We start from the raw sequence: 20,872 nt of genomic DNA on the forward strand, positions 1-20,872 counted from the left end.
ATGCGACGCACTGTACCAGTACAAGAGTACAAAGGGAATAAAAAAAGCCCCGATAGCATGTATCGGGGCTGTATATTTTACTTTACGTCAGAAGCGTAAGGCTTACGCGTCACCGAAACGACGACGGCTGGTGCCTTCTTCACGACGCGGGCCACGGCTTTCACGGCGCTCGCCGGAGAAACGACGACCTTCACCACCGCGACCTTCGCTGCGACCGCCTTCACGACGCTCGCCGCCGAAACCGCGACCACCGCCACGACGTTCGCCGCCACGGTCAGGGCGTGGCTGCGCATCGCCCAGCAGCTGCATGTTCATCGGCTTGTTCAGGATGCGGGTACGCGTAAAGTGCTGCAGTACTTCACCCGGCATGCCTTTCGGCAGCTCGATGGTAGAGTGGGAGGCGAACAGCTTGATGTTACCAATGTAACGGCTGCTGATGTCGCCTTCGTTAGCGATAGCGCCAACGATGTGACGAACTTCAACACCATCATCACGGCCCACTTCAATGCGGTACAGTTCCATATCGCCTGCGTCGCGACGTTCACGACGAGGACGGTCTTCACCACCACGCTCTGGACGGTCACCACGTGGGCCACGATCGTTACGGTCGCCACGACGTTCGAAGCGGTCGTCACGGTCACGGAATTCACGCTTAGGACGCATCGGTGCATCTGGTGGCACGATCAGGCTACGTTCGCCCTGAGCCATTTTCAGCAGTGCTGCAGCCAGGGTTTCCATGTCCAGCTCTTCGCCTTCAGCAACAGGCTGAATCTGCGACAGCAGCGCACGGTACTGATCCAGATCGCTGCTTTCCAGCTGCTGCTGTACTTTGGCGGCGAATTTTTCCAGACGGCGTTTGCCCAGCAGTTCTGCGTTTGGCAGGTCCGCTTCTGGAATGGTCAGCTTCATGGTGCGTTCGATGTTACGCAGCAGACGACGCTCGCGGTTCTCAACGAACAGCAGCGCACGGCCAGCACGACCCGCACGACCGGTACGGCCGATACGGTGAACGTAAGACTCGGAATCCATCGGGATGTCGTAGTTAACAACCAGGCTGATACGCTCAACGTCCAGACCACGTGCTGCCACGTCGGTTGCAATCAGGATATCCAGACGACCGTCTTTCAGACGCTCCAGAGTCTGCTCACGCAGGGCCTGGTTCATATCGCCGTTCAGCGCTGCGCTGTTGTAGCCGCTACGCTCCAGGGCTTCAGCCACTTCCAGGGTCGCATTTTTGGTACGAACGAAGATAATCGCCGCATCAAAATCTTCCGCTTCCAGGAAACGTACCAGCGCTTCATTTTTACGCATGCCGTATACAGACCAGTAGCTCTGGCTGATGTCCGGGCGAGTGGTTACGCTGGACTGAATACGCACTTCCTGAGGTTCTTTCATGAAGCGTTTGGTGATACGACGAATCGCTTCCGGCATGGTGGCAGAGAACAGCGCGGTCTGATGACCGTTCGGGATCTGCGCCATGATGGTTTCAACGTCTTCGATGAAGCCCATACGCAGCATTTCATCTGCTTCATCCAGTACCAGACCGCTCAGTTTAGAGAGATCCAGGGTACCGCGCTTCAGGTGATCCAGCAGACGGCCCGGCGTACCTACAACAATCTGTGGGCCCTGGCGCAGGGCGCGTAACTGCACGTCATAACGCTGGCCGCCGTACAGGGCAACCACGTTTACGCCGCGCATATGTTTAGAGAATTCCGTCATGGCTTCTGCAACCTGAACAGCCAGTTCACGGGTTGGAGCCAGAACGAGGATCTGCGGTGCACGCAGGTCCGGATCAATGTTGTTCAGCAGCGGCAGCGAGAACGCTGCAGTTTTACCGCTACCAGTCTGGGCCATGCCCAGCACGTCACGACCAGAAAGCAGGTGTGGGATACACTCAGCCTGGATCGGAGATGGTTTTTCGTAACCCAGATCGTTAAGGGCTTCAAGGATAGGAGCCTTCAGGCCCAGATCTGCAAAAGTGGTTTCGAATTCAGCCATGTAGTACGAGTGCCTCAATGTCAATGGCGGCCAGTCTACTTAGCTCATCGTGAAAATGATTAGCAATTTTCATTGAAAAGTGTGAACCGGCTCAAAGTAGGTGTATTGACGAACAACAACGCCCTCACCAGTTAAGGTGATGGCAATCAAAAGATTACGGGCTGATGTTTATGTCGTCAGCTATTGCTGGTCCGATTCTGCCAGGTCGTCTTGCTCCTGGCCCAAGAGCGATAATTCCAACAATGCATAACGGTGCTCAACGAAGTTGTGTACGTTGTTAGCAACCGCTAATTTGAACAGTGCCGTAGCGCTGTCCTTATCCCCCAGACTTAGGTAGTACTTACCTAAATAGAAGTTGGTTTCACTGAGATGCTCAGCGAGCGAGGTGTTATCCGTTGCGTCCGCCTTGAGGCGTTCCATCAGCGTTGCTTCGCTAATGTTGCCCAGGTAGAACTCGACAATGTTCCATCCCCACTGTTCCTTGTCCGATTTATCGAAGCGCTGTTTCAGTGCCTCTTTTGCCTGCTTCTCATCGAGCTTCCGCTCAACGATGTAAAGCCACAGGCTACGGAAAGGATCATTAGGATCGTCTTGATAAAACGCCAGCAGATCATCTTGCGCTAACTTGTCACGACCGCCGTAGTACAATGCGATACCGCGATTCAAGTGCGCGTAGTTGTAAGTTGGATCAAGCTCAAGTACAGAATCAAACGCTTCATAGGCAGCATCAAAATTGCCTGCCTGCGTTAAATAAATGCCTAAGTAATTGAATACTTCAGGCATATCAGGTCGGATAGCCAGCGCTTGTGAAAAATCATTTCGCGCCAATGCCCTCAGACCGAGACTATCATACAACACTCCGCGCTCATATAAAAGCTGTGCGCGTTCGTCATCGGTTAAAGCCCGACTGGCAAGTATTTGTTCCATGCGTGCCAGGATCACTTCCTGCTGCAAAGTCGGTTGCAATGGCACTGCGAGGACTTCGCTCTTACGCCAGGCAGAGTTGCTGCATCCTGCCAGCGTTAAAGCTGTCGCAACGAAACACCAGCGCAAAAAAGGCTTCATTTCCCACTCCCGAAGACAACTATTGGATGAACGTCCTGTCCCCCGGCGGCTTAACAAGGCGTCCTGCCTGATAATAGGCCCTCCGCAAAGCGGAGGGCAAATGGCAACTTACTCGCCTTGCTGTTCTGCTGCCTGTGCTTCTGGCGCAGCAGCTGGCTGAGACTGCTCGGTTGCTTCTTTAATGCTCAGACGGATACGGCCCTGGCGATCAACTTCCAGAACTTTAACCGGCACTTCCTGACCCATCTGCAGGTAATCGGTCACTTTCTCAACGCGCTTGTCAGCGATCTGAGAGATGTGAACCAGACCTTCTTTACCGCCGCCGATGGCAACGAACGCGCCAAAGTCAACGATACGGGTCACTTTACCTGCATAGACGCGGCCCACTTCGATTTCTGCAGTGATTTCTTCGATGCGACGGATCGCGAATTTCGCTTTCTCGCCGTCGGTAGCTGCGATCTTCACAGTACCGTCATCTTCGATTTCGATGGTGGTGCCGGTCTCTTCGGTCAGCGCACGGATTACGGAACCGCCCTTACCGATAACATCTTTGATCTTGTCTGGATTGATCTTGATGGTGTGAATACGCGGTGCGAATTCAGAGATATCACCGCGTGGCGCGTTAATCGCCTGTTCCATCACGCCCAGGATGTGCAGACGTGCACCTTTAGCCTGGTTCAGCGCAACCTGCATGATCTCTTTGGTGATACCTTCAATTTTGATATCCATCTGCAGCGCAGAGATACCGTCGCGGGAACCCGCCACTTTGAAGTCCATATCGCCCAGGTGATCTTCGTCGCCCAGAATGTCAGACAGAACAACATAGTTGTCGCCTTCTTTCACCAGGCCCATTGCGATACCCGCAACGGCGGCTTTGATTGGCACGCCTGCATCCATCAGCGCCAGAGAGGCACCACACACGGAAGCCATGGAAGAAGAACCGTTAGATTCGGTGATTTCAGACACCACACGTACGGTGTACGGGAATTTGTCTGCTTCTGGCATCACTGCCAGCACGCCGCGCTTCGCCAGACGACCGTGACCAATTTCACGACGCTTCGGTGAGCCAACCATGCCGGTTTCACCTACGGAGTACGGAGGGAAGTTGTAGTGGAACAGGAAGCTGTCAGTGCGCTCGCCCATCAGTTCGTCGATGATCTGCGCGTCACGGGCTGTACCCAGGGTCGCGGTAACCAGCGCCTGCGTTTCACCACGGGTGAACAGCGCAGAACCGTGAGTACGTGGCAGCACGCCAGTACGCACGTCCAGACCACGGATCATGTCTTTTTCACGGCCATCGATACGCGGCTCGCCAGCCAGAACGCGGCTACGAACAACGTTTTTCTCGATAGCGTGCAGGATTTCGCCAATTTCGTTAGCGTCCAGCGTTTCGTCTTCGGCAACCAGGGTCGCGGTTACTTCAGATTTGATCACATCAACCTGAGCGTAACGCTCCTGTTTGTCGGTGATGCGGTATGCATCGCTCAGACGAGATTCTGCCAGAGCTGCAACGCGTGCATTCAGCGCATCGTTAGCTGCTTCAGGCTGCCAGTCCCAACGTGGTTTACCGGCTTCTTTCACCAGGTCGTTGATGTTCTGGATAACAACCTGCTGCTGGTCATGGCCGAAGACCACAGCACCCAGCATCTGATCTTCGCTCAGCAGTTCAGCTTCGGATTCAACCATCAGCACAGCGGCTTCAGTACCCGCAACCACCAGGTCCAGCTTACTTTCTTTCAGCTCTTCCTGAGTTGGGTTCAGCACGTACTGGTCGTTGATGTAACCGACGCGCGCGGCACCGATTGGGCCATTGAATGGAATACCAGACAGTGACAGGGCAGCGGACGCACCGATCATCGCCACGATGTCCGGGTTAACCTGTGGGTTAACGGAAACAACGGTCGCGATAACCTGTACTTCGTTAACGAAGCCTTCCGGGAACAGCGGGCGAACCGGGCGGTCAATCAGACGCGCGATCAGGGTTTCGCCTTCGCTTGGACGGCCTTCACGACGGAAGAAGCCACCCGGGATTTTACCGGCAGCGTAGGTACGCTCCTGGTAGTTAACGGTCAGCGGGAAGAAGTCCTGACCTGGTTTAGCTTTTTTCTGGCCCACAACGGTAACGAATACCGCGGTGTCATCCATGCTTACCATAACGGCAGCAGTCGCCTGACGTGCCATCATGCCGGTTTCCAGCGTGACGGTATGTTGACCATACTGGAATTTACGAACGATCGGATTCAGCAAAGTTCTGTCCTTTCTTAAATGTTTGACAGCACACCACCGGTGTGCTGTCGATTTGACCCGACCTTCTTCGCATCCTCGCGACTAATGACAACCAACACCCCCCTGGGTGAAGCCTCTCATTAGCCGCGCGAACCTCTGCAATGAAGATCATTTATAGCAACAATACAATAGTTTCCAGTGAATTGCTGCCGTCTGCTTGAAAAAAGGGGCCATCAGGCCCCCTTTTCTGAAACTCGCAAGACTTAGCGACGCAGACCCAGACGCTCGATCAGCGCGGTGTAGCGTGCAACATCTTTACGTTTCAGGTAGTCGAGCAGTTTACGACGCTGAGAAACCATACGCAGCAGACCACGACGGCTGTGGTGATCTTTTTTGTGCTCTGCAAAGTGACCCTGCAGGTGGTTAATCTGTGCAGTCAGCAGTGCAACCTGAACTTCGGTAGAACCGCTGTCGTTAGTACCACGACCAAACTCAGAAACGATTTTAGCTTTAGCTTCAACGCTTAGAGACATTTTCAAACTCCAAAGTATAAAGAATGTAAGGATGCCGATCTCTAATTCAGCAATCCCATGTACGCCCCGCAGATTGTTAAACAATTTACCAGGCGTTAAGCGGCGATATTCTACTCGTCTCCCCTGCTTATCGCAAGGTGAGCCGTTATTACCGTCACGCGTCGACCGGATATTCGACGACCAGACGACGCGGCGCAACGCGCCCTTCGCCATCCATTTCGCCCATGCCGATGAATTTCCCTTCGTCACCTTCAGTCACGCGTACCAGGCCTTCCAGCGGCGCATCTGACGTACGAACCGGGTTGCCGTTCTTAAAGTAAACGGACGATGTTAAAGGAAGATTAACAACCGGGAAGTCCGCAGCCGGACTGTCCATCGGCATCAGCAGTGGATCGAGCAGCTCTGCCGGCGCAATCCCCTGCGCTTCAGCCTGTTCAACCAGCTCGCGCAACTGTTCCAGGGTCACCATTCGCTCCACCGGGTACTTGCTCACCGCAAGGCGACGCAGGTAAATCACATGCGCGCCGCAGCCCAGCTTTTCACCGAGGTCATCAATGATGGTACGAATATAGGTCCCTTTCGAGCAGTGCACTTCCAGCTCCAGCTCATCACCTTCGTGGCGAATAAAGAGCAGCTCATACACGGTAATCGGACGGGCTTCACGCGGGACGTCAATACCCTGGCGCGCGTATTCGTAGAGTTTTTTGCCCTGATACTTCAGCGCCGAATACATCGACGGCACCTGCATCGTCTCCCCACGGAAGCTCTCCAGCGCCGCATCAAGCTGCTCCGCGCTGAAGGTCACCGGACGCTCTTCCACGACCTGGCCATCCGCGTCGGAGGTATCCGTGCGCTGGCCCAGCTTAGCGATGACGCGGTAACGCTTATCGGAGTCGAGCAGGTACTGGGAAAACTTTGTCGCCTCTCCCAGGCAGATCGGCAGCATGCCGGTTGCCAGCGGATCGAGCGCGCCGGTGTGGCCCGCTCGGTTGGCGTTAAAAATACGCTTCACTTTTTGCAGCACGTCGTTGCTGGAAGCGCCCTGGGGTTTATCCAGCAGCAGCACACCATGCACGTCGCGACCGCGACGACGAGGACGACTCATCAGTCCTCCTTGCTGTCGTCCGCCGGGTTAACACGACGCTCATCGTCATGTTTCACCACGCTGGTCACCAGGTTGGACATACGCATACCTTCGACCAGCGAGTTGTCGTAGAAGAAGGTCAGTTCAGGCACGATACGCAGGCGCATCGCTTTGCCGAGCAGAGAGCGGATGAAACCAGAGGCTTCCTGCAGCGCTTTAATGCCGTTCTTCACTGCGGCTTCGTCCTGATCGTTCAGGAAGGTGACGAACACTTTGGCATAGGCCAAATCACGGGACATTTCCACACCGGAAACGGTGGTCATCATGCCGACGCGCGGGTCTTTGATTTCACGTTGCAGAATGAGTGCGATCTCTTTCTGCATTTCCTGCGCTACGCGCTGAGGGCGACCAAATTCTTTCGCCATAATAAATTCTCCAGACAAAAAAGGGGCTAAAGCCCCTTTTTGAAATTATTGCCGGGTGGCGCGAGGCGATCCCGGCTTACAATCGGAAATTAAGCGATGGTACGCTGAATTTCGATGATCTCGAACACTTCGATCATATCGCCAACGCGAACGTCGTTGTAGTTCTTCACGCCGATACCACATTCCATGCCGTTACGGACTTCGTTAACGTCATCTTTGAAGCGGCGCAGGGATTCCAGCTCGCCTTCATAGATAACCACGTTGTCACGCAGTACGCGGATTGGGTTGTGACGCTTGATGTTACCTTCGGTAACCATACAGCCCGCGATCGCACCGAATTTCGGTGATTTGAACACGTCACGTACTTCAGCCAGACCGATGATCTGCTGTTTCAGCTCAGGAGACAGCATGCCGCTCATCGCTGCTTTCACTTCGTCGATCAGGTTATAGATGACGGAGTAGTAACGCAGATCCAGGCTTTCGGATTCAATCACTTTACGCGCAGAGGCATCCGCACGAACGTTGAAGCCAACCAGGATAGCGTTGGAGGCAGCAGCCAGGGTCGCGTCGGTTTCGGTGATACCACCTACGCCAGAACCGATGATCTTCACTTTCACTTCGTCGGTAGACAGTTTCAGCAAGGAGTCGGAGATCGCTTCCACAGAACCCTGAACGTCGGCTTTCAGAACGATGTTCACTTCGTGAACTTCGCCATCGGTCATGTTGGCAAACATGTTCTCGAGTTTAGATTTCTGCTGACGAGCCAGTTTAACTTCACGGAATTTGCCCTGACGATACAGTGCCACTTCACGCGCTTTCTTCTCGTCACGCACCACGGTCACTTCGTCACCAGCAGCCGGAACGCCGGACAGACCCAGGATTTCCACTGGAATGGACGGACCTGCTTCCAGCACTTCCTGACCCAGTTCGTTACGCATCGCACGAACGCGACCGTATTCGAAACCGCACAGAACGATATCGCCTTTATGCAGCGTACCTTCACGAACCAGAACGGTAGCAACAGGGCCACGTCCTTTATCCAGGAAGGATTCGATAACCGCACCGCTCGCCATACCGTTACGGATGGCTTTCAGCTCCAGAACTTCGGCCTGCAGCAGGATCGCGTCCAGCAGTTCGTCGATACCGGTACCCGCTTTCGCAGACACGTGTACGAACTGGCTTTCGCCGCCCCACTCTTCCGGCAGGATACCGTACTGGGAAAGTTCGTTTTTAACACGATCGGGATCCGCTTCTGGCTTATCGATCTTGTTCACTGCAACCACAACCGGCACACCCGCTGCTTTCGCGTGCTGGATAGCTTCGATGGTCTGCGGCATGACGCCGTCGTCTGCAGCAACAACCAGAACAACGATATCCGTCGCCTGAGCACCACGAGCACGCATGGAGGTAAATGCGGCGTGGCCTGGGGTATCCAGGAAGGTGATCATACCGTTGTCAGTTTCTACGTGGTATGCACCGATGTGCTGAGTAATACCACCCGCTTCGCCAGAGGCAACCTTGGTAGAGCGAATATAGTCAAGCAGCGAGGTTTTACCGTGGTCAACGTGACCCATGATGGTCACTACCGGTGCGCGCGGTTCTGCCGCAGCACCTGTGTCACGGTCGCTCATTACTGCTTCTTCCAGCTCGTTTTCACGACGCAGGATAACTTTGTGGCCCATCTCTTCCGCAACCAGCTGTGCGGTTTCCTGATCGATCACCTGGTTGATGGTTGCCATCGCGCCCAGCTTCATCATTGCTTTGATGACCTGAGAGCCTTTAACCGCCATCTTGTTCGCCAGTTCGCCAACGGTAATGGTTTCGCCGATCACAACGTCACGGTTAACGGCCTGAGCAGGCTTCTGGAAGCCCTGCTGCAGAGCGGAACCTTTACGCTTGCCGCCTTTACCACCGCGAACAGCCGCACGTGCTTCTTCACGGTCAGCTTTGGATTCCGCGTGCTTGTTACCTTTTTTCGCCGGACGCGCTGCTTTTGCATTACGACCACGGCCACGGCCGCCTTCTACTTCACGGTCGTTATCATCTTCAGCCTGACGTGCGTGCTGAGAAGTGGTCACGTGATAGTCGCTGGTGTCTTCAGACTGCTCAGCGGTATCAACACCGTTCTTCTCATTTTCTTCTGCCATGCGACGCGCTTCTTCGGCGACGCGGCGAGCTTCTTCTTCCAGCTTACGGCGGGCTTCTTCTTCCGCTTTACGCTTCAGCTCGGCAGCTTCATTTTCACGGCGGGCTTTTTCAGCCTGGGCGGTTTTGGTCATTTCGTCTGTCTGTTGATTGCTCACTTTGTCTTTTTCCGCAGCGTCACGCTTCACTTTATCACTTGCGTCGCGTTTCGCTTTTTCTGCGGCCTCACGTTCAGCTTTTAATTCTGCTTCACGTTTAGCGGCTGCTTCCGCCTCACGCTGAGCTTGTTCTTCCGCTTCACGCTGTGCCTGCTCTTCCGCGGCAAGGCGTTCTGCCTCTTGCGGATCACGTTTTACAAAGGTGCGCGTCTTGCGGACTTCAATTTGTACCGATTTGCTTTTGCCACCGGTACCAGGGATGTTTAACGTGCTACGCGTTTTGCGCTGCAGCGTTAACTTGTCAGGCGTAGAGCCGTGTTCACGGTTCAGGTGCGTTAACAAGGTTTGTTTTTCTTGCGCGGTCACCGAGTCATCAGCGGACTTCGGGATCCCTGCATCAGCAAATTGCTGTACCAGGCGGTCCACGGAGGTCTGAATCTCAGCAGCCAGCGATTTTACAGTTACATCAGTCATGCTGTTCCTTCCTGCTACAGTTTATTACGCTTCGTCGCCGAACCAGCAAATATTACGTGCGGCCATGATGAGCTCGCCGGCTTTCTCGTCGGTTAAACCTTCGATATCAGCCAGGTCATCAACGCCTTGTTCAGCGAGATCTTCCAGCGTACAAACACCACGGGCAGCCAGCTTGAACGCAATCGCACGATCAAGACCTTCCAGATTCAGCAGGTCATCAGCCGGCTTCTTATCGCCAAGGCTTTCTTCCTGAGCCAGTGCCAGGGTGGTCAGTGCGTTTTTAGCGCGTTCACGCAGGGCTTCAACGGTTGGTTCATCCAGACCGTCAATTTCCAGCAGCTCTTTCATTGGCACATAGGCCAGTTCTTCCAGCGTAGAGAAACCTTCTTCAACCAGAACAGTGGCGAAATCTTCGTCAATATCCAGGTATTTGGTGAAGGTATCGATCGCCGCATGGGCTTCAGCCTGATGCTTAGCCTGCAGGTCATCAACGGTCATGACGTTGAGTTCCCAGCCGCTCAGCTGTGACGCCAGGCGTACGTTCTGACCGTTACGGCCGATTGCCTGCGCCAGGTTGCCCGCTTCAACAGCGATATCCATGGTGTGTTTGTCTTCGTCAACAACGATAGACGCCACATCAGCCGGAGCCATTGCGTTGATCACGAACTGCGCCGGGTTGTCATCCCACAGAACGATATCAATACGTTCGCCGCCCAGCTCAGTAGAAACTGCCTGGACACGCGCACCGCGCATACCGACGCAAGCACCGACCGGGTCGATACGCTTGTCGTTGGTTTTCACCGCAATTTTCGCACGGGAGCCCGGATCGCGAGCCGCCGCTTTAATTTCGATAACTTCTTCACCGATTTCCGGTACTTCGATACGGAACAGTTCTACCAGCATTTCTGGTTTAGAACGGGTCACGAACAGCTGCGCACCGCGAGCTTCTGGACGCACAGCGTACAGAACACCACGAATACGGTCGCCCGGACGGAAGTTTTCACGCGGCAGCATATCTTCACGCAGGATCACGGCTTCAGCGTTACCCGGCAACCCTTCGGATTTGATCTCCAGGGAGATGTTGTCGCGGTTCACTTTCTTCACCACGCCAGTGATGATTTCGCCTTCCTGATCGCGGAACTGATCGACAACCAGCGCGCGCTCGGCTTCGCGCACTTTCTGCACGATAACCTGTTTAGCGGTCTGGGTAGTGATACGGTCGAAGGTCACAGATTCAATCTGATCTTCAACGTAGTCACCCACGTTCAGACTTTCGTCTTCAAAACGGGCGGCTTCCAGCGTGATCTCTTTAGTCGGCTGGGTCACTTCTTCAACGATTACCCAACGACGGAATGTATCGAAGTCACCGCTTTTACGATCGATTTCTACGCGAACATCGATCTCTTGTTCGTATTTTTTCTTGGTTGCTGTAGCCAGTGCACTTTCCAGCGCTTCAAAAATCTTCTCACGCGGCAGTGATTTCTCGTTGGAGACGGCTTCAACAACAGCCAAAATTTCTTTGTTCATCGCGGGCTTTTCACCTCAATCCAGACTGTTAAAAGTGGGGAACCAGGTTCGCCTTCTGGATATTACTCAGCGCGAACACTTCATCTTTGCCTTCGACTGTCACCGTGATCATTTCACCATCAACGGCTTTGATAATTCCCTGCCATTTACGGCGGTTCTGTACGGCCATACGCAGAACGAGAGCCACTTCTTCACCGGTAAAGCGCACATAGTGCTCGGCCGTGAACATCGGGCGATCGAGGCCAGGTGAGGAAACTTCCAGGTTGTACGCAACGGTAATTGGGTCTTCAACATCAAGAACCGCACTCACCTGGTGGCTGACATCAGCACAATCATCAACATTGATGCCATCTTCACTATCAATATAGATGCGCAGCGTCGATGTACGGCCGCGAACGAATTCGATGCCGACCAGTTCGTAGCCCAGTGCTTCGACCGGTGCAGTAATCATCTCTGTTAATTTTTGCTCTAATGTGGACAAGCCCACCCCCAAGACATAAAAAAAGGGCGTAAAGCCCAGTTATTCTGTAGTCAGATAACAAAAAACCCCGATAAATCGGGGCTTTAGATAACTGAACCCTATAGCCACAACTGTGGCCTGGAGCACTCTCCGAAAGAATTTTTTCAAATCCAGCTACGAAGGCTCTAAGTCTTCACAGTATATTTGAAAAAGAACTTTATGGGAAAGTGGTTGCGGGGGCCGGATTTGAACCGACGACCTTCGGGTTATGAGCCCGACGAGCTACCAGGCTGCTCCACCCCGCGCCTGAAACGTGGCAAATTCTACGCGTTTTGGACAGAATTTGCAAATAATGCTGGGATTTGGTACCGAAGACGGGACGTAAAATCGGCGTTTAGTATATTGATAGTTGACCCCACCTGTCAAGGCGACTTCCGCCAGATCGATCAGACCAAAATTTTTACAAAAAACGCACGAGTCTCTTCCGGTCTTCGCCAAAAGATGATTAAATGAATACTCACTTATTTTGCATAAAAATGCACAAGAGAGCGAAAGCGGTCTCTAATCAGTCAATCAAGCAGGGTTTTATTCTATGACGACGATTCTCAAGCATCTTCCGGTAGGACAACGTATTGGCATCGCTTTCTCAGGTGGCCTGGATACCAGCGCTGCACTGCTGTGGATGCGCCAGAAGGGAGCGGTTCCGTATGCTTATACTGCGAACCTGGGTCAGCCGGATGAGGACGACTATGATGCCATTCCTCGTCGCGCGAAAGAGTATGGTGCAGAGAACGCGCGCCTGATTGACTGCCGTAAGCAACTGGTCGCGGAAGGTATCGCGGCGATTCAGTGTGGTGCATTCCATAACACCACCGGCGGCCTGACCTATTTCAACACCACTCCGCTGGGCCGTGCGGTCACCGGTACCATGCTGGTTGCCGCAATGAAAGAAGACGGCGTCAACATCTGGGGTGATGGCAGCACCTATAAAGGAAACGATATTGAACGTTTCTATCGTTATGGCCTGCTGACCAACGCCGAATTGCAGATCTACAAACCGTGGCTGGATACCGACTTCATCGACGAGCTGGGTGGTCGTCATGAGATGTCCGAGTTTATGATCGCCTGCGGCTTTGACTATAAGATGTCCGTCGAGAAAGCCTACTCCACCGACTCCAACATGCTGGGTGCGACGCACGAAGCAAAAGACCTGGAATTCCTGAACTCCAGCGTGAAGATCGTTAACCCAATCATGGGCGTGAAGTTCTGGGATGAAAACGTGAAGATCCCGGCAGAAGAAGTGACCGTGCGTTTCGAACGTGGTCATCCGGTTGCGCTGAACGGCAAAACCTTCTCTGATGACGTTGAGCTGATGCTGGAAGCTAACCGTATTGGTGGTCGTCACGGCCTGGGCATGAGCGATCAGATTGAAAACCGTATCATCGAAGCGAAAAGCCGTGGCATCTATGAAGCTCCGGGAATGGCGCTGCTGCATATTGCTTACGAGCGTCTGCTGACTGGTATTCACAACGAAGACACCATTGAGCAGTATCACTCTCATGGCCGTCAGCTGGGCAAACTGCTGTATCAGGGCCGCTGGTTCGATCCGCAGGCGCTGATGCTACGTGATGCGCTGCAGCGTTGGGTGGCGAGTGCAATTACCGGTGAAGTGACCCTGGAACTGCGTCGCGGTAACGACTACTCCATCCTGAACACCGTGTCTGATAATCTGACCTATAAAGCAGAGCGTCTGACCATGGAGAAAGGTGACTCAGTGTTCTCACCGGACGATCGTATTGGCCAGCTGACCATGCGTAACCTGGACATCACCGATACCCGTGAGAAGCTGTTCAACTATGTTGAGAATGGCCTGCTCTCCGCCAGTTCCGGTAACGGTCTGCCGCAGGTTGAGAACCTGGAACACAGCGATAAGAAATAATCGATAATGAAACATGCAAAAGGCGCCCAATGGGCGCCTTTTTGTTCGGCTTTTGTAGGGCGGGTAAGCGCAGCGCCACCCGCCATTTTGCCCGGTGGCGCTGCGCTTACCGGGCCTACGAACGGCAAAAGCTACAGACGAAAAAAAGACGTCTTTCGACGTCTTTTTTCTGGAATATTGGTACCGAGGATGGGACTCGAACCCACAAGCCCGTTAGGGCACTACCACCTCAAGGTAGCGTGTCTACCAATTCCACCACCTCGGTACGGAATACTTACTGCGGGATATCGCTGGTTGGCTTAGCCGGTGCAGCTGGCTGAGTCTGCTCAGTTTTTGCTGGCGCGCTCAGGTTTTCCCACTCGCTTCCTTTGCTGGTCTTGTTGCTGTTGATATTGCCAAGCACCAGACTGATGATGAAGAACAGCGTCGCCAGAATCGCCGTCGTGCGGGTCATGAAGTTCGCAGAACCACTTGAACCGAACAGCGTACCGGAAGCGCCTGCTCCGAAGGAGGCTCCCATATCAGCGCCTTTACCTTGCTGCAGCATAATCAGCGCTACAAGAGCGATGGCTACAATAAGGAAAACAACTAAAAGAGCTTCGTACATAATCAACCTGTTCCTTGCGGATTTGCCGCATACCAATGCTTCGACCAATTAGCAGGATTTCTGTTTCCCACTGAAGCGGGTGTGAATACTAACCAAAGCGAATCACCTTCGCAAGGGCATTTTCGACGCATTGTATCAACTGCGGAAAAAAACAGCAAAAAGCCATTAATTGCTTAAAACAAAGGCGGCAAACGCCGCCTTTTTAAACATTTAGCGTGCAAGATTATGCAGCTTTAACAGCATCCGCAATACGGTGCGCAAATTCGGTTACCTGCGCTTCATCTTCGCCTTCCACCATCACGCGGATCAGCGGTTCAGTACCAGACTTACGCAGCAGCACGCGTCCACGGCTGCCCAGGGCCGCTTCAACGTCAGCCATTACCGCTTTCACGTTCTCATTTTCCAGCGGATCGCCTTTGCCGGCAGTGAAACGTACGTTTACCAGGATCTGTGGGAACATTTTCATGCCGCTACACAGATCGTGCAGGCTCATATGGTTTCGCGCCATGGCGGCAACCACCTGCAACGCGGCCACAATACCGTCACCGGTGGTGGTTTTGTCGAGCAGGATCACGTGACCTGAATTCTCAGCGCCGATACGCCAGCCCTTCTCCTGCAATTTTTCCAACACATAGCGGTCACCCACTTTCGCGCGAACGAACGGAATACCGAGCTGTTTCAGCGCCAGTTCCAGGCCCATGTTACTCATCAGCGTCCCGACCGCACCGCCGCGCAGCTGACCCTGACGCAGACCTTCACGCGCAATAATGTAGAGGATCTGGTCGCCATCGACCTTGTTACCTTCGTGATCAACCATGATCACGCGGTCACCGTCGCCGTCCAGCGCAATACCCAGATCGGCTTTTTCGGCCAGCACGCGCGCCTGCAGGGCACGAACGTCCGTCGCACCGACCTGCTCGTTGATATTCAGACCATCCGGCTCACAGCCGATGGCGATGACTTTCGCACCCAGTTCGCGGAAGACATTCGGGGCGATGTGATAGGTCGCGCCATTTGCACAGTCCACCACAATTTTGAGGTGGGCCAGGCTCAGCTCATTCGGGAAGGTGCCTTTACAGAATTCGATATAGCGACCCGCCGCATCAACGATACGGTTCGCTTTACCCAGCTCGGCGGAATCAACACAGGTGATCTCTTTTTCCATTTCAGCTTCAATGGCTTCTTCCACCTCATCCGGCAGCTTGGTGCCATCAATAGAGAAGAATTTAATGCCGTTGTCGTAGAACGGGTTATGAGAGGCCGAGATAACAATCCCCGCTTCCGCACGGAAGGTGCGTGTCAGATACGCGACCGCAGGCGTTGGCATTGGGCCTGTAAAAGAGGCGGACAGTCCAGCCGCCGCCAGCCCCGCTTCCAGCGCGGACTCCAGCATATAGCCGGAAATACGAGTGTCTTTACCGATGATAATTTTACGTGAGCCATGACGCGCCAGAACCTTGCCGGCAGCCCAGCCGAGCTTCAGGACAAAATCAGGGGTGATGGGAGCATCGCCTACGCGCCCGCGGATACCGTCGGTACCAAAATATTTACGATTACTCATAGCGTTTGTTTTCCTTCGCTGCCAGTGTGGCTTCCACCACACGCATGGCTTCTACTGTTTCTTTGACGTCATGGACACGAATGATGTGCGCCCCCTGCATCGCCGCAATCACCGCGCAGGCCAGGCTGCCGCTCAGGCGTTCGCTCGGGCCTACATTCAGCAACTGGCCAATCATCGACTTTCTCGACATCCCCACCAGCAGCGGCAGACCAAAGTGATGGAATTCCGATAAGCGCGCAAGCAGCGCATAGTTGTGTGAGAGATTTTTACCGAAACCGAACCCCGGGTCGAGCAGCAATTTCTCTTTTGGGATACCGGCACGTTCACAACGTTCGATATGCTCAATAAAGAAGCGATTTACGTCGGCAAAGACATCGTCATACTTCGGCGCGTCCTGCATGGTTTTCGGTTGCCCCTGCATATGCATCAGGCAAACCGGCAGCCCGGTTTCCGCAGCCGCCTCAATCGCTCCCGGCTCGGTAAGTGAACGAATATCATTGATAATGTGAGCGCCCACTTTCGCCACTTCACGGATCACTTCCGGTTTAGAGGTATCTACGGAGATCCACACTTCAAATCGCTGCGCGATTGCTTCAACGACCGGCACCACACGCGCCAGCTCTTCTTCCACAGACACGTCCGCCGCACCGGGGCGCGTCGATTCGCCGCCAACATCAATGATGGTGGCACCTGCATTAATCATTAAATTCGCATGCTTAACCGCCTCGATAAGCGTGTTATGCGTGCCGCCGTCAGAGAAGGAGTCAGGGGTAACATTCAGGATCCCCATCACATGGGGATGTGAAAGATCGAGATGCGAGTCCTGAGCGAATAATTTCATGGCGAAATCCCTGATATCTAAATGGTTAAACAGAAATGAAAAACCCCGGAGCAAGCTCCAGGGTTTGAGGTACAGACAAACGCTTCAACAGCAGTGACTTACTTATCGCCCAACTGTTCTGACATGGTGTTGCCCGGGTTTGGCGTACGCGGTTCATCAACCGGACGCGGCGCACGCGGGGTGCCATTGTTGTCAGAGTTATTGGAAGCGCCTGGGTCTTCCCAGCCTGCTGGCGGACGTACTTCGCGGCGCGCCATCAGGTCGTCAATCTGCGGTGCATCGATGGTCTCATATTTCATGAGCGCATCTTTCATGGAATGCAGAATGTCCATGTTGTCATTCAGGATCTGACGCGCGCGACCGTAGTTACGTTCAATCAGCGCTTTCACTTCCTGGTCGATGATACGAGCCGTTTCATCGGACATATGTTTCGCTTTTGCCACGGAGCGGCCCAGGAACACTTCGCCCTCTTCCTCTGCATAGAGCAGCGGACCGAGTTTGTCGGAGAAGCCCCACTGAGTCACCATGTTACGCGCCAGGTTTGTCGCCACTTTAATGTCGTTCGACGCACCGGTAGAAACATGTTCCGGACCGTAAATAATCTCTTCCGCCAGACGACCGCCGTACAGGGTTGAGATCTGGCTTTCCAGCTTCTGACGGCTGGCGCTGATCGCGTCGCCTTCAGGCAGGAAGAAGGTCACACCCAGCGCACGACCGCGCGGAATAATCGTCACTTTATGCACCGGATCGTGTTCCGGCACCAGGCGACCGATAATCGCGTGACCCGCTTCGTGGTAAGCCGTGGACTCTTTCTGCGCTTCCGTCATCACCATGGAGCGACGTTCCGCACCCATCATGATCTTATCTTTCGCTTTCTCGAACTCCACCATCGACACGACGCGCTTGTTACCGCGAGCGGCAAACAGTGCAGCTTCGTTGACCAGGTTAGCGAGATCCGCACCGGAGAAGCCCGGAGTACCGCGCGCAATGATTGCCGCGTCGATATCTGGCGCCAGCGGTACGCGACGCATGTGGACTTTCAGAATCTGTTCACGACCGCGAACATCCGGCAGACCGACAACAACCTGACGGTCGAAACGGCCTGGACGCAGCAGCGCCGGGTCAAGTACGTCCGGACGGTTAGTTGCCGCGATAACGATGATACCTTCGTTACCTTCGAAGCCGTCCATCTCAACCAGCATCTGGTTCAGCGTCTGTTCACGTTCATCGTGACCACCGCCCAGGCCTGCGCCACGCTGGCGGCCTACGGCGTCGATTTCATCGATGAAGATAATGCACGGTGCTGCCTTCTTGGCCTGCTCGAACATGTCACGCACACGAGATGCACCAACACCCACGAACATTTCGACGAAGTCAGAACCTGAAATAGTAAAGAACGGCACCTTCGCTTCACCCGCGATGGCTTTCGCCAGCAGGGTTTTACCGGTACCCGGAGGGCCAACCATCAGCACGCCTTTCGGGATTTTACCGCCCAGCTTCTGGAAACGGCTCGGCTCGCGCAGGTATTCAACCAGTTCACCGACCTCTTCTTTCGCTTCGTCACACCCGGCAACGTCCGCAAAAGTGGTCTTGATCTGATCTTCCGTCAACATACGCGCCTTGCTCTTACCGAACGACATGGCACCTTTGCCACCGCCGCCCTGCATCTGGCGCATAAAGAAGATCCAGACGCCGATAAGCAGCAGCATCGGGAACCAGGAAATGAAGATAGAAGCCAACAGGCTTGGTTCTTCTGGCGGCTCGCCTACCACTTTGACGTTTTTGGTCAGAAGGTTATCAAGCAGCTTAGGATCGTTCACCGGGATGTAAGTCGTGTAACGGTTACTATCTTTCTTGGTAACGTTGATCTCACGTCCGTTGATACGCGCTTCGCGAACCTGGTCCTGATTGACCTCCTGCAGGAAGGTAGAATAATCCACCTTGCGGCCATTCGACTCGCTGGGCCCAAAGCTCTGGAATACTGACATCAGCACAACGGCAATGACCAGCCAGAGTATTAGGTTTTTCGCCATGTCACTCAAGGGATTAACCTCATATTACAACTGTGTTAAAAACAGCGTCAGGATACTCTATATCCAGTTTCATTCAAACTTTCGTCTGAAATCTCCCGGTTATCATTTTCGCCCGGTCGCTACAATATACACTTCACGGGAACGGGCCCGGGAAGAGTCCGGCTTACGAACTTTGACCTTCGCAAACAGGGAGCGAATTTCCTTAAGATACTCCTCGAAACCTTCGCCCTGAAACACCTTCACAACAAAACTACCACCAGGCGCTAGTACATCACGACACATTTCTAACGCTAGCTCCACCAGATACATGGCGCGGGGGATATCCACCGCCGGTGTTCCGCACATATTTGGTGCCATATCTGACATGACAACCTGGACCTTACTGTCACCTACACGATCAAGTAACGCTTTCAGCACTAATTCATCACGAAAGTCGCCCTGAAGGAAGTCGACACCGACGATGGGATCCATTGGTAAAAGATCGCACGCGATGATTCGGCCCGTTCCGCCGATCTGCGTTACCGCATACTGGGACCATCCGCCAGGTGCCGCACCGAGGTCAACAACCGTCATCCCCGGCTTAAAAAGTTTGTCACTTTGCTGTATTTCATCAAGTTTAAACCAGGCACGGGAACGCAACCCCTTTTTCTGTGCCTGTTGAACATATTTATCGCTAAAGTGTTCCTGAAGCCAGCGGCTGGAGCTGGCAGAACGCTTTTTACCTGTCATTTAACATTTCCGTCCTGGTTCATCGTTACTTGCCTGTGACGTAAATTTCTACGCAGCTATTTGGCGATATTAGGGAGATGGCGGTAGAATGAACCGTTTTCAATCCCAACGTAAGCAAAAATATACGATGAATCTGAGTACTAAACAAAAACAGCACCTTAAAGGTCTGGCACATCCGCTCAAGCCTGTAGTGATGCTTGGCAACAATGGTTTGACCGAAGGGGTGCTTGCCGAGATTGAACAAGCGCTGGAACACCACGAGCTGATCAAGGTGAAAATCGCCTCTGAAGACAGAGACACTAAAAACCTGATCGTGGAAGCCATCGTGCGCGAAACCGGCGCCTGTAATGTACAGGTCATCGGTAAAACGCTGGTGCTCTACCGCCCATCTAAAGAGCGTAAAATCTCGCTGCCACGTTAAGGATATCCTGAATTAAACACATTTTCTGTGTGAAACGAGGGATTTCTGTCAGCAGGCGAGCAAAATGCCATGCTCCTTGAGTTGATAAAAGGCCGCTACGCGGCCTTTTTCTTTTCTTTACAATGTATCAACATCTTAGTAGAGAAGCGAATTACAGGTATTCAACCTTAATAATTTCGTATTCCACTTCACCGCCAGGGGTGCGGATGGTGACAACATCGTCCTGCTCTTTGCCAATCAGGCCGCGAGCAATCGGTGAGTTCACCGAAATCAGGTTCTGTTTGAAGTCAGCTTCATCATCACCCACGATGCGATAGGTCTGCTCTTCGTCGTTGTCCAGGTTCAGCACGGTAACGGTTGAACCAAAAATCACACGGCCATTATTCGGCATTTTGGTGATATCGATAACCTGTGCATTGGACAGTTTTGCTTCGATATCTTTAATACGCCCTTCACAGAAGCCCTGCTGCTCACGCGCGGCGTGGTATTCAGCGTTCTCTTTCAGGTCGCCATGCTCACGCGCTTCCGCGATAGCGGCGATGATTTCAGGGCGACGTACGGATTTCAGAAAATCCAGCTCTTCGCGCAGTTTTTCGGCACCACGTAAGGTCATCGGAATAGCTTGCATTTGTTATACCTCTTAAAC

Annotated in this window: 18 protein-coding genes and 2 tRNA genes; 2 read left to right on the top strand and 18 right to left on the bottom strand. The window is 53.5% G+C overall.

Annotation, left to right across the window (positions count from 1 at the left end):
- Positions 1-102: 102 nt before the first annotated feature.
- The 11 genes from L362_RS07240 to L362_RS07195 form a co-directional block, all read right to left on the bottom strand.
- Entirely contained in the window at positions 103-1,998 is a 1,896-nt protein-coding gene (locus tag L362_RS07240) for a DEAD/DEAH family ATP-dependent RNA helicase (RefSeq protein WP_023344980.1), read from the bottom strand.
- Positions 1,991-2,071, bottom strand: a complete 81-nt coding sequence (gene yrbN / locus L362_RS25130; protein ID WP_100122156.1) for a protein YrbN — start codon at positions 2,069-2,071, stop codon at positions 1,991-1,993. Before yrbN ends, L362_RS07240 begins: the two co-directional genes overlap by 8 nt.
- Before the next feature lie 107 nt (positions 2,072-2,178).
- Positions 2,179-3,063 (bottom strand): lipoprotein NlpI, encoded by an 885-nt coding sequence (nlpI, locus tag L362_RS07235; RefSeq protein ID WP_008501476.1) that lies wholly within the window; start codon positions 3,061-3,063, stop codon positions 2,179-2,181.
- Positions 3,064-3,171: 108 nt separating this feature from the next.
- Entirely contained in the window at positions 3,172-5,310 is a 2,139-nt protein-coding gene (gene pnp, locus L362_RS07230) for a polyribonucleotide nucleotidyltransferase (RefSeq protein WP_008501475.1), read from the bottom strand.
- 242 nt (positions 5,311-5,552) lie between these two features.
- Positions 5,553-5,822, bottom strand: coding sequence for a 30S ribosomal protein S15 (rpsO, locus tag L362_RS07225; RefSeq protein WP_003861789.1), 270 nt, complete (start codon positions 5,820-5,822; stop codon positions 5,553-5,555).
- A gap of 154 nt (positions 5,823-5,976) precedes the next feature.
- Positions 5,977-6,927, bottom strand: coding sequence for a tRNA pseudouridine(55) synthase TruB (gene truB, locus L362_RS07220; protein WP_023344981.1), 951 nt, complete (start codon positions 6,925-6,927; stop codon positions 5,977-5,979).
- The gene (rbfA, locus tag L362_RS07215; protein ID WP_003024988.1) at positions 6,927-7,331 is read right to left on the bottom strand and encodes a 30S ribosome-binding factor RbfA; all 405 of its coding nucleotides are present in this window, start codon (positions 7,329-7,331) and stop codon (positions 6,927-6,929) included. Before rbfA ends, truB begins: the two co-directional genes overlap by 1 nt.
- An 89-nt stretch (positions 7,332-7,420) precedes the next feature.
- A complete protein-coding gene (gene infB, locus L362_RS07210; RefSeq protein ID WP_008501472.1) occupies positions 7,421-10,108 on the bottom strand; it encodes a translation initiation factor IF-2 in 2,688 nt (895 codons plus the stop codon).
- Between the two features lie 24 nt (positions 10,109-10,132).
- A complete protein-coding gene (nusA, locus tag L362_RS07205; protein WP_003861798.1) occupies positions 10,133-11,635 on the bottom strand; it encodes a transcription termination factor NusA in 1,503 nt (500 codons plus the stop codon).
- 28 nt (positions 11,636-11,663) lie between these two features.
- Positions 11,664-12,116, bottom strand: coding sequence for a ribosome maturation factor RimP (gene rimP / locus L362_RS07200; RefSeq protein ID WP_014833432.1), 453 nt, complete (start codon positions 12,114-12,116; stop codon positions 11,664-11,666).
- Between the two features lie 207 nt (positions 12,117-12,323).
- A tRNA-Met gene (locus L362_RS07195) sits at positions 12,324-12,400 on the bottom strand.
- Between the two features lie 287 nt (positions 12,401-12,687).
- Between L362_RS07195 and argG the strand changes: the two genes are divergently transcribed.
- The gene (argG, locus tag L362_RS07190) at positions 12,688-14,034 is read left to right on the top strand and encodes an argininosuccinate synthase (protein WP_023344982.1); all 1,347 of its coding nucleotides are present in this window, start codon (positions 12,688-12,690) and stop codon (positions 14,032-14,034) included.
- Positions 14,035-14,212: 178 nt separating this feature from the next.
- On the opposite strand, the gene L362_RS07185 is transcribed toward argG, so the two are convergent.
- The 6 genes from L362_RS07185 to rlmE form a co-directional block, all read right to left on the bottom strand.
- Positions 14,213-14,299, bottom strand: a tRNA-Leu gene (locus L362_RS07185).
- Positions 14,300-14,308: 9 nt separating this feature from the next.
- Positions 14,309-14,641 carry a preprotein translocase subunit SecG gene (gene secG, locus L362_RS07180; RefSeq protein WP_021242256.1) on the bottom strand — a complete coding sequence of 111 codons (333 nt, stop codon included), beginning with the start codon at positions 14,639-14,641 and terminating at the stop codon, positions 14,309-14,311.
- Between the two features lie 223 nt (positions 14,642-14,864).
- The gene (gene glmM, locus L362_RS07175; RefSeq protein ID WP_021242257.1) at positions 14,865-16,202 is read right to left on the bottom strand and encodes a phosphoglucosamine mutase; all 1,338 of its coding nucleotides are present in this window, start codon (positions 16,200-16,202) and stop codon (positions 14,865-14,867) included.
- A complete protein-coding gene (folP, locus tag L362_RS07170) occupies positions 16,195-17,043 on the bottom strand; it encodes a dihydropteroate synthase (RefSeq protein ID WP_008501468.1) in 849 nt (282 codons plus the stop codon). Before folP ends, glmM begins: the two co-directional genes overlap by 8 nt.
- 98 nt (positions 17,044-17,141) lie before the next feature.
- Entirely contained in the window at positions 17,142-19,076 is a 1,935-nt protein-coding gene (ftsH, locus tag L362_RS07165; RefSeq protein ID WP_013098921.1) for an ATP-dependent zinc metalloprotease FtsH, read from the bottom strand.
- Between the two features lie 102 nt (positions 19,077-19,178).
- The gene (gene rlmE, locus L362_RS07160; RefSeq protein WP_003861812.1) at positions 19,179-19,805 is read right to left on the bottom strand and encodes a 23S rRNA (uridine(2552)-2'-O)-methyltransferase RlmE; all 627 of its coding nucleotides are present in this window, start codon (positions 19,803-19,805) and stop codon (positions 19,179-19,181) included.
- A 127-nt stretch (positions 19,806-19,932) separates the two neighbouring features.
- Between rlmE and yhbY the strand changes: the two genes are divergently transcribed.
- Positions 19,933-20,226, top strand: coding sequence for a ribosome assembly RNA-binding protein YhbY (gene yhbY / locus L362_RS07155; protein ID WP_003861814.1), 294 nt, complete (start codon positions 19,933-19,935; stop codon positions 20,224-20,226).
- Between the two features lie 151 nt (positions 20,227-20,377).
- Here yhbY and greA read toward each other — a convergent pair whose 3' ends face one another.
- The gene (gene greA / locus L362_RS07150; protein WP_003861815.1) at positions 20,378-20,854 is read right to left on the bottom strand and encodes a transcription elongation factor GreA; all 477 of its coding nucleotides are present in this window, start codon (positions 20,852-20,854) and stop codon (positions 20,378-20,380) included.
- Positions 20,855-20,872: the final 18 nt, after the last annotated feature.

Origin of the sequence: Enterobacter sp. MGH 16 (genome assembly GCF_000493175.1) — a bacterium.
In the GTDB taxonomy this organism is placed as follows: Bacteria; Pseudomonadota; Gammaproteobacteria; order Enterobacterales; family Enterobacteriaceae; genus Enterobacter; species Enterobacter roggenkampii.

Bases quoted from the DNA above. Each gene is read 5' to 3' on its own strand.
- greA (WP_003861815.1), bottom strand. From the start codon at position 20,854: ATGCAAGCTATTCCGATGACCTTACGTGGTGCCGAAAAACTGCGCGAA.
- rpsO (WP_003861789.1), bottom strand. From the start codon at position 5,822: ATGTCTCTAAGCGTTGAAGCTAAAGCTAAAATCGTTTCTGAGTTTGGT.
- yrbN (WP_100122156.1), bottom strand. From the start codon at position 2,071: ATGAAAATTGCTAATCATTTTCACGATGAGCTAAGTAGACTGGCCGCC.
- argG (WP_023344982.1), top strand. From the start codon at position 12,688: ATGACGACGATTCTCAAGCATCTTCCGGTAGGACAACGTATTGGCATC.
- rlmE (WP_003861812.1), bottom strand. From the start codon at position 19,805: ATGACAGGTAAAAAGCGTTCTGCCAGCTCCAGCCGCTGGCTTCAGGAA.
- ftsH (WP_013098921.1), bottom strand. From the start codon at position 19,076: ATGGCGAAAAACCTAATACTCTGGCTGGTCATTGCCGTTGTGCTGATG.
- nusA (WP_003861798.1), bottom strand. From the start codon at position 11,635: ATGAACAAAGAAATTTTGGCTGTTGTTGAAGCCGTCTCCAACGAGAAA.
- truB (WP_023344981.1), bottom strand. From the start codon at position 6,927: ATGAGTCGTCCTCGTCGTCGCGGTCGCGACGTGCATGGTGTGCTGCTG.
- secG (WP_021242256.1), bottom strand. From the start codon at position 14,641: ATGTACGAAGCTCTTTTAGTTGTTTTCCTTATTGTAGCCATCGCTCTT.
- nlpI (WP_008501476.1), bottom strand. From the start codon at position 3,063: ATGAAGCCTTTTTTGCGCTGGTGTTTCGTTGCGACAGCTTTAACGCTG.
- rbfA (WP_003024988.1), bottom strand. From the start codon at position 7,331: ATGGCGAAAGAATTTGGTCGCCCTCAGCGCGTAGCGCAGGAAATGCAG.
- glmM (WP_021242257.1), bottom strand. From the start codon at position 16,202: ATGAGTAATCGTAAATATTTTGGTACCGACGGTATCCGCGGGCGCGTA.
- yhbY (WP_003861814.1), top strand. From the start codon at position 19,933: ATGAATCTGAGTACTAAACAAAAACAGCACCTTAAAGGTCTGGCACAT.
- folP (WP_008501468.1), bottom strand. From the start codon at position 17,043: ATGAAATTATTCGCTCAGGACTCGCATCTCGATCTTTCACATCCCCAT.
- infB (WP_008501472.1), bottom strand. From the start codon at position 10,108: ATGACTGATGTAACTGTAAAATCGCTGGCTGCTGAGATTCAGACCTCC.
- L362_RS07240 (WP_023344980.1), bottom strand. From the start codon at position 1,998: ATGGCTGAATTCGAAACCACTTTTGCAGATCTGGGCCTGAAGGCTCCT.